This window comes from Pseudomonas sp. KCJK9058 (assembly GCF_046230975.1).
In the GTDB taxonomy this organism is placed as follows: Bacteria; Pseudomonadota; Gammaproteobacteria; order Pseudomonadales; family Pseudomonadaceae; genus Aquipseudomonas; species Aquipseudomonas alloputida.
Map to the genome: position 1 here is coordinate 26,565 of NZ_JBJJLR010000012.1, position 15,390 is coordinate 41,954.

13 protein-coding genes are annotated in these 15,390 nt (G+C 63.5%); 5 read left to right on the plus strand and 8 right to left on the minus strand.

Annotated features, from left to right (window positions below):
• Positions 1–7: 7 nt before the first annotated feature.
• The gene (zapE, locus tag ACK59Z_RS09400; protein WP_409292876.1) at positions 8–1,078 is read left to right on the plus strand and encodes a cell division protein ZapE; all 1,071 of its coding nucleotides are present in this window, start codon (positions 8–10) and stop codon (positions 1,076–1,078) included.
• Positions 1,079–1,427: 349 nt separating this feature from the next.
• Here zapE and ACK59Z_RS09405 read toward each other — a convergent pair whose 3' ends face one another.
• On the minus strand, positions 1,428–3,317 hold the full coding sequence (locus tag ACK59Z_RS09405) for a propionyl-CoA synthetase (RefSeq protein WP_102885213.1): 1,890 nt from the start codon (positions 3,315–3,317) through the stop codon (positions 1,428–1,430).
• Between the two features lie 180 nt (positions 3,318–3,497).
• On the opposite strand from ACK59Z_RS09405, the gene ACK59Z_RS09410 reads away from it, so the two are divergent.
• On the plus strand, positions 3,498–4,364 hold the full coding sequence (locus tag ACK59Z_RS09410; protein WP_004573884.1) for a LysR family transcriptional regulator: 867 nt from the start codon (positions 3,498–3,500) through the stop codon (positions 4,362–4,364).
• Here the strand turns inward: ACK59Z_RS09410 and ACK59Z_RS09415 are convergent.
• The 5 genes from ACK59Z_RS09415 to ACK59Z_RS09435 all read right to left on the minus strand — a co-directional run bounded on the left by ACK59Z_RS09415 (position 4,338) and on the right by ACK59Z_RS09435 (position 8,422).
• Entirely contained in the window at positions 4,338–5,492 is a 1,155-nt protein-coding gene (locus ACK59Z_RS09415; protein ID WP_047604054.1) for an HPP family protein, read from the minus strand. The two genes, ACK59Z_RS09410 and ACK59Z_RS09415, sit on opposite strands and share 27 nt — an antisense overlap.
• A 322-nt stretch (positions 5,493–5,814) precedes the next feature.
• Positions 5,815–7,134 (minus strand): sensor histidine kinase, encoded by a 1,320-nt coding sequence (locus ACK59Z_RS09420; protein ID WP_409292878.1) that lies wholly within the window; start codon positions 7,132–7,134, stop codon positions 5,815–5,817.
• Positions 7,131–7,799: a response regulator transcription factor gene (locus ACK59Z_RS09425; RefSeq protein WP_003250345.1), complete on the minus strand. Its 669-nt coding sequence runs from the start codon at positions 7,797–7,799 to the stop codon at positions 7,131–7,133. The genes ACK59Z_RS09420 and ACK59Z_RS09425 overlap by 4 nt, the downstream gene beginning before the upstream one ends.
• The gene (locus tag ACK59Z_RS09430) at positions 7,800–8,114 is read right to left on the minus strand and encodes a PepSY domain-containing protein (RefSeq protein ID WP_003250344.1); all 315 of its coding nucleotides are present in this window, start codon (positions 8,112–8,114) and stop codon (positions 7,800–7,802) included. It lies immediately after the preceding gene.
• Positions 8,114–8,422, minus strand: coding sequence for a PepSY domain-containing protein (locus ACK59Z_RS09435; protein WP_088512902.1), 309 nt, complete (start codon positions 8,420–8,422; stop codon positions 8,114–8,116). The genes ACK59Z_RS09430 and ACK59Z_RS09435 overlap by 1 nt, the downstream gene beginning before the upstream one ends.
• Positions 8,423–8,641: 219 nt before the next feature.
• On the opposite strand from ACK59Z_RS09435, the gene ACK59Z_RS09440 reads away from it, so the two are divergent.
• Positions 8,642–9,721: a patatin-like phospholipase family protein gene (locus ACK59Z_RS09440; RefSeq protein ID WP_004573881.1), complete on the plus strand. Its 1,080-nt coding sequence runs from the start codon at positions 8,642–8,644 to the stop codon at positions 9,719–9,721.
• A gap of 53 nt (positions 9,722–9,774) precedes the next feature.
• Complete coding sequence (gene queD / locus ACK59Z_RS09445) at positions 9,775–10,131, plus strand: 6-carboxytetrahydropterin synthase QueD (protein ID WP_003250327.1); 357 nt, start codon at positions 9,775–9,777, stop codon at positions 10,129–10,131.
• A gap of 10 nt (positions 10,132–10,141) precedes the next feature.
• Here queD and ACK59Z_RS09450 read toward each other — a convergent pair whose 3' ends face one another.
• Positions 10,142–10,624, minus strand: coding sequence for a DUF1289 domain-containing protein (locus tag ACK59Z_RS09450; protein WP_181318770.1), 483 nt, complete (start codon positions 10,622–10,624; stop codon positions 10,142–10,144).
• 405 nt (positions 10,625–11,029) lie between these two features.
• Between ACK59Z_RS09450 and acnB the strand changes: the two genes are divergently transcribed.
• A complete protein-coding gene (acnB, locus tag ACK59Z_RS09455) occupies positions 11,030–13,639 on the plus strand; it encodes a bifunctional aconitate hydratase 2/2-methylisocitrate dehydratase (RefSeq protein ID WP_014861831.1) in 2,610 nt (869 codons plus the stop codon).
• A gap of 175 nt (positions 13,640–13,814) precedes the next feature.
• Here the strand turns inward: acnB and prpD are convergent, their stop codons facing one another.
• Complete coding sequence (gene prpD, locus ACK59Z_RS09460) at positions 13,815–15,299, minus strand: 2-methylcitrate dehydratase (protein ID WP_003250321.1); 1,485 nt, start codon at positions 15,297–15,299, stop codon at positions 13,815–13,817.
• Positions 15,300–15,390 lie beyond the last annotated feature (91 nt).

Consider the following 15,390-nt stretch of genomic DNA (forward strand, 5'->3'; position numbering starts at 1 on the left):
GTCGCTTTTGTCTGCCTGGATCCCTACCCCGCTGCGCCAGCTTGGCCAACGCTTGCGCGGCGCCGCCCATCAACAGAGCGAGCTGCTCGGCTGGTTCGAGGACAAGGCGCACAGCCGCGGTTATCAGCTGAGTGACGGCCAGCGGCGGGTAATCCACTGCATGGCCGAACAACTGACGCAGCTTGAACAAGGTCAACCGCGCAGTCTGTACCTGTACGGCTCGGTCGGCCGTGGTAAAAGCTGGTTGCTCGATGGCTTTTTCCAGGCCGTGCCGATAGCCGACAAGCTGCGCCTGCATTTTCATGATTTCTTTGCACGCCTGCACCAGGGCATGCACCGCCACCGGGCGCTGGACGACGCGCTGGGCGCAACGCTGGACGAGCTGGTGGGTGGTTGCCGGGTGCTGTGCTTCGACGAATTCCACGTGCATGACATAGGCGATGCCATGCTGCTCACCCGGCTGTTCAACGCCTTGTTCGCCCGTGGCGTGTACCTGCTGGTGACCTCTAACTACGCGCCCGAAGGGCTGTTGCCCAACCCGCTGTATCACGAACGTTTTCTGCCGGTCATTCGCCTGATCAACAGCTCGATGCACGTGCTCGAAGTCGGTGGCGACACGGATTTTCGCAGCTTGCCGGCCAACCGCGAGCATCAGCGTTTTACCCAGGGCCATTATGTCTGGCCGGGTGATGCGGCGCAGCGCCAGGCGCTGAACGTGCCGAACGAACAACCGGTGATACTGGACGTGAACAAGCACCCGCTGCGAGCGCTGGCCATCGATGGCCGGCGGGTGGTGCTTGGCTTTGACGATCTGTGCGAGAAGGCCACTGCGGTCATCGACTACCTGGTACTGGCCAGGGAGTATGACGAGTGGGTGATCGATGGGCTGGATGACCTCTCGGCGTGTTCGCTGGCGGCTCAGCAGCGCTTCGTCAACCTGGTGGATGTGCTGTATGACCAGGATCGGCGGGTGATTGTCATAGGTAAACGTCCGCTGGAAGCGAGCCTGGGCGGCCCGCTGGCCGACCTGATGCGTACCCGCAGCCGGTTGGGGCAACTGCACCAGATTGCCCCCTGAGCCTGCAGTGCCTGAGCCGGCCCTTTCGCGGGTGAACCCGCTCCTACAACGACCTGGTGTAGGAGCGGGTTTACCCGCGAATACGGTAGCGGCCGCAACGCTGAACGGCGGGTGGAGATTGGCCAGCAGGCCCGGCCCTTTCGCGGGTGAACCCGCGCCTACAACGGTCTGCGCACGTCCTGTGTAGGAGCGGGTTTACCCGCGAATACGGTAGCGGCCGCAACGCTGAACGGCGGGTGGAGATTGGCCAGCAGGCCCGGCCCTTTCGCGGGTGAACCCGCGCGTACGACGGCCTCTGCCGAACCACCGATGCGCATCCCGCCCGCGAAGGGCCATCGAGGTCAAACCATCAACCCGCCCTGGGCAAATCCGCCAGCACCGCTTCGATCTCTCCCAGCACTGCAGGGTCATCCAGGGTCGAAGGCGGCACATAATCCTGCCCATCGGCAATCTTGCGCAGCACCGCCCGCAGAATCTTGCCGGAACGGGTCTTGGGCAGGCGCTTCACCAGCCGTACTCGATTGAAACAGGCCAGCGGGCCAATTTCCTCGCGCACGCTGCCCACCAGCTCCACCAGCAACTGCGCCTCGGCAATGCCCTCTCCATCCTTGAGTACCACCAGCGCCAACGGTACCTGGCCCTTGATCTCGTCATGCACGCCGATCACAGCACACTCCGCTACCGCCGGGTGCCGGGCGACCAGGTCTTCCATTTCGCCGGTGGACAACCGATGACCGGAAACGTTGATCACATCATCGGTGCGCCCCATGATGTAGACGAAGCCATCATCGTCCAGATAGCCGCCATCGCCCGTGTGGTAATACCCCGGATACGTGCGCAGGTAGGCCTGCAGGTAGCGCTCGTGATCCCCCCACAGCGTCTGGCTGCAGCCGGGGGGCAGTGGCAGTGCAATCACGATCGAACCCTGATGGTTGGCCCCGAGCAAGTGGCCTTCGTCATCCAGTACGCGAACGTGGTAACCCGGCACCGCGCGGTTGCTCGACCCTGGCTTCGCCGCGCTGCCCTCCAGCCCGACGCAAGGCGCGGTGACCGGCCAGCCGGTCTCGGTCTGCCACCAGTGGTCGTGCACCGGCTTGCCACTCACCCGCTCCAACCATTCATGGGTGCTGGAATCCAGCTTTTCCCCCGCCAGGAACAGTTGACGCAGCGAGCTGAGGTCATGGTTGCGGATCAGTTCGCCCTCCGGGTCTTCCTTGCGAATGGCGCGCATGGCCGTAGGTGCACAGAACAGCGCGTTGACCTGGTACTGCTCCACCACCCGCCAATAGGCCGAAGCATCCGGGGTGCGGATCGGCTTGCCTTCGTAGAACACCGTGGTACAGCCGCTCATCAACGGCCCGTAGACGATCAGTGAATGGCCGACCACCCAACCGACGTCGGAAATGCCCCACCACACATCGCCGGCCTGCATGCCATAGATATGGCGCATGGCGTAACACAGCGCCACGGCATTGCCGCCGTTTTCCCGAACGATACCCTTGGGTTTCCCGGTGGTGCCCGATGTGTACATGATGTACAGCGGGTCGCCGGCATCCAGCTCGACGGGCGCCACCGGCTCGGCGCCGGCCAAGGCCGCCTGCCAGTCCAGGTCGCGGCCTGGCAGCAGTTCAGCGTGCGCCTGTGGCCGCTGCAGCACCAGCACATTGCGCGGCTGGTGCCGGGCCAGTTGCAGGGCACGGTCAACCAGCGGTTTGTAGGCAATGACCCGGTCGAACTCCAGCCCGCACGATGCCGTCAGCAACAAGGTGGGTCGGGCGTCATCGATGCGTAGGGCCAACTCATTGGCGGCAAAGCCACCGAACACGACCGAATGCACCGCGCCGATCCGCGCGCAGGCCAGCATCGCCATGGCCGCTTGCGGCACCATGGGCATGTAGATGATCACGCCATCGCCCTTGTTCACCCCCAGCTGGCGCAGCAAACCGGCCAGGCGTGCTACCTCGTCGCGCAACTGGTTGTAGGTGTAGGTCTGCTGCACGCCGGTCACTGGCGAATCGTAGATCAGCGCCAACTGCTCGCCCCGGCCCTGCTCGATCTGGTGATCGAGGGCCAGGTAACAGCTGTTGAGGCGGCCGTCAGCGAACCAGCGGTGGGTACCGTCGGCGTTGTCTTGCAGGGTCAAGGCAGGCTTGCGGTGCCAGGCCAGGTGTGCGGCCTGTTCCGCCCAGAACGCGGCAGGGTCGGAAATGGAGTGGGCGTAGCTGTGCTGGTAGCTCATGTCGTTAGAAACCCGGTACTTGTTGTTATTGAAGGGCGAAACTTGAGTATGGACCGCTATACCCGCGCCGCCATGGGACTAAAGTCACAACCGACCTGCAAATTTGCAGACAACGCAATAGCGCCCCATAACGGTGCAAAGCCTCTAGAATAGGCAACCCCTTCAAACACCGAGCAGCCCATGGACATCGATCAGGCCCGTACCTTCCTGGAAATAGTGCGTTGCGGCAGCCTGGTCGCCGCGGCCGAACGCCTGTTCGTGTCACAAACCGCGATCACCGCGCGCGTGCAGCGCCTGGAACAGCAATTGGGTTGCCAGTTGTTCGTGCGTAGCCGCAGCGGCGCCAGCCTGACCAGCGATGGCGAAGCGTTCGTCAGTTATGCCAACCAGTTGGTGCAAACCTGGGAAGCCGCGCGCCGCGACCTGCCGTTGCCTGAAGGTTGCCAGCAGGTGCTGCATGTGGGCGGTGAGGTGAGCCTGGGCAACCCGATGATGCTCGACTGGGTAAGTGCCCTGCACCGTGAATTGCCCAGCCATGCCATCCGCAGCGAGGTGAGCGATGGAGAGTCGCTGCTGCGCAAGGTCGAGATGGGCTTGCTGGACGCCGCGCTGGTCTACCAGCCGACCTACGGTCCAGGCCTGCAGGTGGAGCAGTTGATGGAAGAGAAGCTGATTCGCGTGCGCCGGGTCGAGCGGCCCGAGCCGTACATCTACATCGACTGGGGCGAGGCCTTCCGCCGCCAGCATGATGCGGCCCTGCCCGACTGCGCACGCCCGGCGCTAAGTTTCAACCTTGGCCCGCTGGCCCTGCAGTTCATACTCGACCAAGGTGGCAGTGGCTACTTCCGCACGCGGGTGGTGCAGGCCTATCTGGACAGCGGCGTGTTCGAGCGGGTACCGCAGGCACCGGAGTTCACCTACCCGACCTTTCTGGTGTACCCGCGTAAACGTGACAGCGAAGCCCTGCAACAGGCCTTCGCGATCCTGCGTCGGCTGGTAGCTGCCGGCGCCAGCGACTGGTCACAACGCTGGGACCCGGTTATCTGAAGCCTCGGTCTTGCTGAGCAACTGACGCTTGAGGCCGGCGATCAGGTCGGTCTGGGTGATCACCCCCACCAGCTTGTCGGCATCAAGCACCGGCAAGCAGTGCAGGCCTTGTTCGCACAACAAGGGCAGCAGGCGTTCCAACGGGTGCTGGCTGCTGACACTGACAACCCGCCTGCTCATCACTTGCGCCATGCGCACCGCCTGGCGGCCGAACAGACCGCGCCAGCTGAAACGCCCACGCTGCATCGCCGGGCCAACCAGGTCGCTGAGGCTGACGATGCCTACAAGCTTGCCGTGCTGCAGGACTGGCAGGGTTTTCAGGTGATGGCTGGCGAGCATTTTCCAGGCCTGCTCCAGCGTGGTATCAGGCGTGACGAACTGCACATCGCGGGACATCACCGAGGCCGCGGTGATACCGCCAAGGCTGCGCTGCAGGGCGTGCTGCTCGGTGGCGAGGATGATGCGCTCCAGCTCGTCACGGGTGACATCGACGAACTCGCCCAGCTCTTCCAGGGCCTGGTCCAGGTCTTCACTGCGGATGCCGACCCGCTCGCCGGGCAGCGGGTCATGGGTGTGGTGCAGGTCTTTGCGTGGCACCGTGCCTTTCGGGTAGCGCACACCCGTCAAACGGTTGTAGGCGATTGCCACTGTCACCAGGATCAGCGCATTGAGCAGCACCGGCTCCAGCAGGTGATCGCCCATGGCGGTCAACCCCGGGTCGGCCAGCACCGCGCTCACTGCCACACCGCCACCCGGCGGGTGCAGGCAGCGCAACAGGCACATGACCAGGATCGAGATGCCGAGCGCCGCAGCGGCCACCCACAGCTCGGCGCCGAAGCCTTCACGCATGGCCAGCCCCACTGCACCCGCCAGGGCGTAGCTGCCCAACACCGGCCAAGGTTGGGCCAAGGGGCCGGAATGCACCGCAAACACCAGTACCGCCGAGGCTGCCAGCGGGCCGAGCAAGTGCAGGGCGATGCTGGGGCCATAGACCATGCTGGTCAGCCAGCCCGCGAGGAAAAGGCCAAGCAGCGCACCGATACCGGCACGCAACCATTCTTTTGGGGGGATGTTGAGAGGGGCCGGCAACAGCCGCTGCAGACGACTTTCGGAACGCGAGGCAGACATTTGGGCAATCGGGATCTTTGGTTTTTCTGTTTAAAAAGAAAGCCCAGCCGAGTTGGCCTGGGCCTCGTATTGCGCATGCAATACCACAAGGGGCTCCGTCCGTGGAGAGATGGAAACCGCAGGGTTTCGTGGGGGGATTTTGCCGGGTGGGGGGGAATTTGGGCTAATTCAAAAAACTGCGGCTGAACTGCAATTTTTTTGCAGTACTGATAGGGCCAAAGGGGCACTGCGCGCCCTTTCGCGACACAAGGCCCCCACAGGGGATTGCGTACACCTGTGGGAGCGGCCTTGTGTCGCGATGGGCCGCACAGCGGCCCCGGCATTAACGAGCCTTACGCGGCAGGTCGATGCTCACCCGCAACCCGCCCAGCGGGCTCTCCAGCAAGGCCAGGCGCCCGCCCCAGGCATCAACGATATCGCGCACGATGCCCAACCCCAGCCCATGCCCAGCCACCTGTTCGTCCAGCCGCGAACCACGCTCCAGCACCTGCTGCCGCTGGTCTTGCGCAATACCCGGGCCGTCGTCATCAACCCACAGCCGGTAGCCCTCGGCGTTCGGCGCGATACCCACGCGCACTTCGCTGTCTGCCCACTTGCAGGCGTTGTCCAGCAGGTTACCCAACAGTTCCAGAACGTCCTCGCGGTCCCATGGCAACAACACCCCGGGCGACACATCACTTGCCAGCAGCAGGCCCTCGCCATGAATCATGCCCAAGGTGCCGAGCAACCCCGGCAGTTCGGCATCACAATCGAACTGCGCGCCCGGCAGCGCATCCCCTGCCAGGCGCGCACGGTTCAGCTCGCGCGCCAGGCGTTCCTGAATCTGCTGCAACTGCTCACGCATTTGCGCCCGTACCTCCGGCAGACCCTGCAAGCGTTCACTGGAGGCCAGGCTCAGCAGCACCGCCAGCGGCGTCTTCAGCGCATGGCCGAGGTTACCGAGGGCATTGCGTGAGCGGCGCAGGCTGTCTTCGGTATGGCTAAGCAAATGGTTGATCTGCCCCACCAGCGGTACCAACTCGCTGGGCACCTCGGCATCCAGCTGCGAGCGCTGCCCCTGCTGCAGCTGGGCGATCTGCTGGCGTGCCCGCTCCAGCGGCCGCAGCGAGCGGGTAACCGTGATGCGCTGCAGCACCAGAATCAGGATCAGCGCCACCAGGCCCATGCCCAGGCCGATCTGCTGCAAGCGCCGAAAACCTTCGCGCACCGGCGAATAGTCCTGAGCCACACTGATCGAAATGTCCTGGCCCAGGCGCCGGTAGTCGGCACGCAGGGCCAGCAGTTGCTGGCCTTCCGGGCCGAGTTCATGGCTATCGGAAAGCCCGGGCGCTGCGGGCTTGGGCATGTCCAGGTCCCACAGCGAACGAGACCTCCAGGTACCCTGGTCGAAATCGATGCGGAAGTAGTAACCGGAAAACGGCCGCTGATAGGCAGCCGAGATGCGCCGCTCATCCAGCTGCAGGCCGGAAGGCCCGCGCACCAATGCCACCAGAAGGTTCTCGCTTTCGTTGCGCAGGCCGTTTTCCAGATAACGTTGCAGACCGGCCTCGAACAGCCACAAGGTCAGTTGCGCCAGCACCACGCCGACCACCACCAATACCGCCACCAGGCCCAGGCTCAGGCGCGCCTGGATCGACTTCACTCGCCGCTCCCGGCATAGATGTAGCCTTGCCCGCGACGGGTTTCGATCACACTGCGGCCCAGCTTGCGGCGTAAATGGTTGACGTGGACCTCCAGCACGTTCGAGTCGCGCTCGGTTTCACCGTCGTAGAGGTGCTCGGCCAGGTGGCTTTTGGACAGGATCTGCTGCGGGTGCAGCATGAAGTAGCGCAGCAGGCGGAACTCGGCGGCAGTCAGTTGCACGTCCACACCCTCGCGGCTCACGCACTGACGGCTTTCGTCAAGGTGCAGACCGGCCGCTTCCAGCTTCGGCTGATTGGCCAGGCCACGGGCACGGCGCAGCAACGCCTGGATGCGCAGTTGCAGCTCCTCGGGGTGGAAGGGCTTGCTCAGGTAATCGTCAGCCCCGGCCTTCAGCCCTTCGATGCGCTCGGCCCAGGAGCCGCGGGCGGTGAGGATCAATACCGGTGTGGCCAGGCCAGCGGCGCGCCACTGGGCCAGCACGTCCAGGCCAGGCAAGCCAGGCAGGCCGAGGTCCAGGATGATCAGGTCGTAAGGCTCGCTTTGCCCCTGGTAAACCGCGTCACGGCCATCAGCCAGCCAGTCCACGGCATAGCCCTGGCGCTGCAGGCCGGCGGTCAGTTCATCGGCCAACGGTACGTTGTCCTCGACAAGCAACAGGCGCATTCAGTCATCTTCCTCGTCTTTGAGCAGGGCGCCGGTGCTGGCATCGAGCTTGATCTCGCGCACCACACCTTCAGTCGTCAGCAACTCGACTTCATATTCGTAGCGATCATCGTCTTCTTCCAGCTCGGCTTCCAGCAGACGCGCCCCGGGGTGACGCCCCAGGGCGGTCTCGAGCAGTTGCTCGAGCGGCAGGATGATGCCCTTCTGACGGAGCTTCAGGGCTTCATCCTGGTCCAGGTCGCGGGCAACAGCCAAGGAGCAGACGGCAAGCAGCGAGAGCGCCAGGTAACGTGCCGTCCGGGATACATGGATCATCAGTTGTCTCGTTCGTCCTTGAGCACCTCACCGGTCTTGGCATCCATGTCGACGTCCCATTCGACGTTCTGCGGATCACGCAGTTCGACCTTGTAGATGTAGCGGCCGTACTCGTCTTCAAGCTCCGAGTCAGTGACGGTGGCGCCTGGGTGCTTGGCCACGGCAGCGGCCTTGAGCTCGTCCAGCGACTTGATGGTCTTGGCGTTGACCAGTTTGACCACTTCGTCAGGCTGAACGTCCTTGGCGAAGGCGGCATTGGCGCCCAGGGCGAGGGCAGCGGCGGTGATCAGGGCAGTCATGGTTTTCATCGTTCTTCTCTCCTGAGAACTGTGCAAGTTGTCTACGGGGTTAAGATTAACCAGCGGTCCTTAATTCAACCTGAAAACAGCTGGCGGCATGATAGCGCAGTTACGCCGCCAACCCGACTCGGCCCTGTGCAAGGTACGGCCTTGTGCCGCGAAAGGGCCAATACAGGCACCTACAGGTGTGTTATCTGTAACGGCTGCTTTTCGCCCAAGAGACCCGCCATGAGCGCCATCCACATCAAATACCCCGCCCTCACCTTCAAGGCCGGCCAGCGTGCCTTGCGACACATCCGCGAGCGCGGCCTGCAGGCGGCCGATGTCGGGGTATTGCCGGGCGCGGCGGGTGGGCCGAAGCCGCTGGGCATCCAGGGCCTTGACCTGGCGCTGTTCGGCGAGTGGCTACCCTCGGCACCCCGTCAGCGTGCCCTGATCGGTGCTTCGATCGGTGCCTGGCGCTTTGCCAGCGCCTGCCTCGACGACCCGGTCGCCGGCATCCGTCGCCTGGGTGAGCTATACACCGAGCAGGATTTCGCCAAGGGCGTCACCCCGGCCGAAATCAGCCGCAGCTGCCAACGCATGCTCGATGACCTGCTGGAGGGCCGCGACGGCCAGCTGCTGGCCAACCCACACTACCGCCTGAACATTCTGGTGGTGAAAAGCCATGGCCAGCTCGCGCACGACCATCGCGGCCGCCTGGGCCTGGGCCTGGGCTCGGTGGTTGCCAGTAACCTCCTGGGCCGTTCGCGCCTGGCCCGCCACTTCGAGCGCATCATTCTGCACGATGGGCGCGCCGCGCCTCCGCTCGACACGCTGACCGACTTCCCCTCACGCTACCTGCCGCTGGACTTGACCAACCTGCGCCACGCCCTGCTCGCTTCCGGGTCGATACCGATGGTCATGCAGGGCGTGAAAGACATCCCCGGTGCCGGCGCCGGCACCTACCGCGACGGCGGCCTGCTCGACTATCACCTCGACCTGCCCTACCGCGGCGACGACCTGGTGCTGTACCCGCACTTCACCGACAAGGTCGTACCCGGCTGGTTCGACAAGGCCCTGCCCTGGCGCAAGGGCGATGCCACCCGCCTGCAAAACGTGCTGCTGATGACGCCTTCGCCGCAATACCTGGCCGCCCTGCCCTACGGCAAACTGCCCGACCGCAACGACTTCAAGCGCTTCATGGGCGATGCGCCAGGGCGCAAGCGCTATTGGTACAAGGCCATTGCCGAAAGCCAGCGCCTGGGTGATGAACTGCTGGAACTGACCGCCACCGGGCGGCTGCATGAACGCCTGCAAGCCTTGTAGCGGCCATGCTGGTAGACTGCGCGCATTATTGATTCACACAGAGTTATGACAGCGTGGAAATTTTCAAGGAATTCACATTCGAATCGGCCCACCGCCTGCCCCACGTCCCTGAAGGGCACAAATGCGGCCGTTTGCATGGCCACTCGTTCAAGGTCGGCCTGCACCTGACCGGCCCGCTCGACCCACACACGGGCTGGATCCGCGACTTCGCCGAGGTCAAGGCGATCTTCAAGCCGATCTATGATCAGCTGGACCACAACTACCTGAACGACATCCCCGGCCTGGAGAACCCCACCAGCGAAGTGATCGCCAAGTGGATCTGGGACCAGGTCAAGCCGCTGATGCCGGAGCTGTCCAAGGTGCGCATCCACGAAACCTGCACCAGCGGTTGCGAATACACCGGCGACTGATTCGCCCGGCTCACTGGCCCTGCGCGCTGCCCATGGCATCGCGCAGGAAGCTGGGGGCGATGTAGCGCTGGTAGTGCGCCTCTGAAAGCAGGAAGAACTCGCGATCGATCGCATCGCGCAATTGGGGCAGTTCCCAGTTACGGAACTCCGGCAGCAACGCCATGCCATAGGCCTCCAGATCACGGATCATCCGCGCCCCGCGGGCAATCAGCTGGTAAGCCCAGCAATACGCCGACTGCTGCTCGACAAAGCGGATGGAGCGCTGCTCCAGTTGCTGGCGCAGCAGGCCTTTGTCGAACACCTCAAGCTTGGCCATCATCACCTGCACCAGCAGCTGCTCAAGGCGCAACCACACGGCACGCTTCTGCGTGTCGTCGTAGCCGTTCCAGTTGATCACTTCATGGTGAAAACGCTTGCAGCCACGGCACACCGTGTCTCCGTACACCGTGGAGCACAGGCCGACGCAAGGGGTTTTGATGGACTTGTTGGACATGAAAAACAACAGCTTGGCGATGGAACACAGGCCCATGTTAGCCCTTTGTCTAACCAGGGTCACTCGTTAAAGTCACGAACACCGCCTTACCTTCAGGCTTTTTTTACCGTAGAATCACCCGGCCTTTTCAAAGGCAACAATGTCCGTTGGAAGCTGTTTTCAAAGCGTCACGAGCACAGTTGATCCGGTAGAACGGCGTTGGCCCGGGCCATGCATCCCTCGCATGCCCGCGCCAGCCCTCATCAGTCCCCGTTCTGCAGGCGTAAAACTTTGAAAGCAGCTTCTGTAAGGATTCCTTGCGACCCTGGTTGGGCGGCCCACAAAGCCGCGGCAGCGCATGGGTGCATTGAATGCTGGATAAGCGTCCCGGACCCCCTTTAGGGACCACTGATGAGGGAAATAACTGTGCTTGAAGCCTACCGCAAACACATCGAAGAGCGCGCCGCCCTGGGTATCGTTCCCCAGCCGCTGAACGCCGAACAAACTGCAGGCCTGGTCGAGCTGCTGAAAAACCCGCCGGCCGGCGAAGAAGCCTTCCTCGTAGACCTGATCACCAACCGCGTACCGCCAGGGGTCGACGAAGCTGCCTACGTCAAGGCCGCTTTCCTCTCCGCCGTTGCCAAGGGCGAAACCAAGTCGCCACTGATCGACCGCAAGCACGCCACCGAACTGCTGGGCACCATGCAGGGCGGCTACAACATCGAAACGCTGGTCGCACTGCTGGATGACGCCGAACTGGGCGCCGTCGCGGCCGAACAGCTCAAGCACACCCTGCTGATGTTCGATGCCTTCCACGACGTGGCCGAAAAAGCCAAGGCCGGCAACAAGCACGCCAAGGCCGTCCTGGAATCCTGGGCTGCCGGCGAGTGGTTCACCTCGCGCCCGGCCATCGCCGAGAAGTACACCCTGACCGTGTTCAAGGTGCCTGGCGAAACCAACACCGACGACCTGTCGCCTGCCCCGGACGCCTGGTCGCGCCCTGACATTCCGCTGCACGCCCTGGCCATGCTGAAAATGGCCCGCGACGGCATCGAGCCGCAGCAGCCTGGTTCGGTCGGCCCGCTGGCCCAGATCGAAGCCGTCAAGGCCAAGGGCTTCCCGGTTGCCTATGTCGGCGACGTGGTCGGTACCGGTTCCTCGCGTAAATCCGCTACCAACTCGGTACTGTGGTTCTTCGGCGACGACATCCCGTACGTGCCGAACAAGCGTGCCGGTGGCTTCTGCTTCGGCACCAAGATCGCCCCGATCTTCTACAACACCATGGAAGACGCCGGCGCCCTGCCGATCGAATTCGACTGCACCAACCTGGGCATGGGCGACGTCATCGACGTTTACCCATACAAAGGTGAAGTACGCCGTCACGACAGCGACGAGCTGGTCACCACCTTCGAGCTGAAAACCGAAGTGCTGCTGGATGAAGTCCGCGCTGGCGGCCGTATCCCGCTGATCGTCGGCCGCGGCCTGACCGAAAAAGCCCGCGCCGAGCTAGGCCTGGGTGCTTCCGACCTGTTCAAGAAACCAGAGCAGCCTGCCGATTCCGGCAAGGGCTTCACCCTGGCGCAGAAAATGGTCGGCCGTGCCTGTGGCCTGCCAGAAGGCCAGGGCGTGCGCCCAGGCGCCTACTGCGAGCCAAAAATGACCACCGTCGGCTCCCAGGACACCACGGGCCCGATGACGCGCGACGAGCTGAAAGACCTGGCATGCCTGGGCTTCTCTGCTGACCTGGTCATGCAGTCGTTCTGCCACACCGCGGCCTATCCGAAGCCGATCGACGTCACCACCCACCACACCCTGCCAGACTTCATCCGCACCCGTGGCGGCGTGTCGCTGCGCCCAGGCGACGGCATCATCCACAGCTGGCTGAACCGCATGCTGATGCCTGACACCGTAGGTACCGGCGGCGACTCGCACACCCGCTTCCCGATCGGCATCTCGTTCCCGGCCGGTTCCGGCCTGGTGGCCTTCGCTGCCGCCACCGGCGTCATGCCACTGGACATGCCAGAATCGATCCTGGTGCGCTTCAAGGGCAAACTGCAGCCAGGCATCACCCTGCGTGACCTGGTTCATGCCATCCCTTACTACGCCATCCAGAAGGGCCTGCTGACCGTCGAGAAGAAAGGCAAGAAAAACGCCTTCTCCGGCCGCATCCTGGAAATCGAAGGCCTGGACGAACTGACCGTCGAGCAAGCCTTTGAGCTGTCCGACGCCTCGGCCGAGCGTTCCGCTGCCGGTTGCACCATCAAGCTGCCGGAAAAGGCCATCGCCGAGTACCTGCAGTCCAACATCACCCTGCTGCGCTGGATGATCGGCGAAGGCTACGGCGATGCCCGCACCCTGGAGCGCCGCGCCCAGGCCATGGAAGCCTGGCTGGCCAAGCCTGAACTGCTGTCGGCCGACGCCGATGCCGAATACGCCGAAATCATCGAAATCGACCTGGCCGACGTCAAAGAGCCTGTGCTCTGCGCGCCGAACGACCCAGACGATGCCCGTCTGCTGTCCTCGGTACAAGGCGAGAAGATCGACGAAGTGTTCATCGGTTCGTGCATGACCAACATCGGTCACTTCCGCGCTGCCGGCAAGCTGCTGGAGAAGGTCAAGGGTGGCATTCCGACCCGTCTGTGGCTGGCTCCGCCAACCAAGATGGACGCTCACCAGCTGACCGAAGAAGGCTACTACGGCATCTACGGCAAGGCCGGTGCACGCATGGAAATGCCAGGCTGCTCGCTGTGCATGGGCAACCAGGCTCGTGTGCAGACCGGTTCGACCGTGGTCTCCACCTCGACCCGTAACTTCCCGAACCGTCTGGGCGACGCAACCAACGTGTACCTGGCATCGGCCGAGCTGGCCGCTGTCGCTTCGATCATCGGCAAACTGCCGACCGTCGAAGAGTACATGCAGTACGCGAAAGACATCGACAGCATGGCTGCCGACGTTTACCGCTACCTGAGCTTCGACCAGATCGCCGAGTTCCGCGAAGCGGCAGCCAACGCCAAGATCCCGGTGGTTCAGGCGTAAGCTGAGTTACACGTTGTAAACAAAGCCCCGGCAGCGATGCCGGGGCTTTGTTGTTTTGGCCTGTGCCGGCCGCTTCGCGGCTAAAGCCGCTCTTACAGGGCCCCCACGGTGTTCGAGACCTGCGCATGCCCTTGTAGGAGCGGCTTTAGCCGCGAAGCGGCCGGCACAGGCCACCTCATATCACAAACAAGTCCACGAACCTGTGCACAGCCGTGCCTTCCAGCTTCTGCTGGTCCTTGCACAGTTCGAAAACCTGCTGGCACCGCTGCCGGGCAAAGCGGGTCGCCAGGTTGGCCCTGAACTTGGCCTCCAGCAACGGTATCCCCTCTCCCCGCCGCCGACGATGCCCGATCGGGTATTCCACCACCACTTGCTCGGTGCTGCTGCCATCCTTGAAGAACACCTGCAGCGCGTTGGCGATCGAACGCTTGTCCGGCTCCAGGTACTCGCGACTGAAGCGCGGGTCTTCCACCACCTCCATCTTCTCGCGCAGGCGGTCGATACTGGGGTGGTTGGCATGGAAGGCGTCCTCATAATGCTCGGCCACCAAATGGCCAAAGATCAGCGGCACGGCCACCATGTACTGCAGACAGTGGTCACGGTCGGCGGCATTGGCCAGCGGGCCGCTCTTGGAAATGATGCGGATCGCCGACTCCTGGGTGGTGATGACGATGCGGTCGACTTCATGCAGGCGGTTACGCACAAGTGGATGCAGAATCACTGCTGCCTCACAGGCGGTCTGGGCGTGGAACTCGGCAGGGAAACTGACCTTGAACAGCACGTTTTCCATCACATAGCTGCCCAACGCCTGGGGCAGGCGCAGCTCGTACTGCCCGGCGGGCTTGAGCGCCAGGTCTTTGTTGGTGTGGCTGAACGAAACATCGTAGAACCCCCACTGCGTCGCCGTGAGCACGCCCGGTACGCCCATCTCCCCGCGCAAGGCGATGTCGGCCAGGCGCACACCTCGGCTGGAGGCATCACCCGCAGCCCAGGACTTGCGCGAACCGGCGTTGGGCGCGTGGCGATAGGTTCGAAGGGCCTGGCCGTCGACGAAGGCGTGGGACAAGGCCGAGAGCATCTGCTCACGATTGGCCCCCATCAGCCTGGCACACACGGCGGTCGAGGCGACCTTCACCAGAATCACGTGATCGAGGCCGACGCGGTTGAAGGCGTTTTCCAGCGCCAGCACGCCCTGGATCTCATGCGCCATGACCATGGCCTCCAGCACATCACGCATCAGCAGTGGCTGTTCACCCGCGGCAACCCGTTTCTGTGACAGGTGGTCAGCCACTGCCAGGATGCCGCCAAGGTTGTCCGAGGGATGAGCCCATTCGGCGGCCAGCCAGGTGTCGTTGTAGTCCAGCCAGCGCACCGTGCAGCCAATGTCCCAGGCAGCCTTGACCGGGTCGAGGCGATAGGAGGTGCCGGGGACGCGAGCACCATTCGGGACCAGCGTGCCTTCCACCTGAGGACCAAGGAGCTTGGTGCACTCAGGGAAGCGCAAGGCGAGAAGGCCGCAACCGAGGGTGTCCATCAGGCAGTTGCGCGCGGTGTCCAGGGCCTCGAGGGATTCGACCCGGTAGCCGATGGCGTAATCGGCCAGGGTTTGTAGCACCCGGTCGTAGTCCGGGCGGTCATTGAGGTCTACGTTGGCGCTCATATCCAGCTCCCTTCAGAATTGCCGGGGTTGCTGTGCAGCCCTTCGCGGGCTTGCCCGCTCCCACAGATTGACCACAGCATTCAGAACCAGT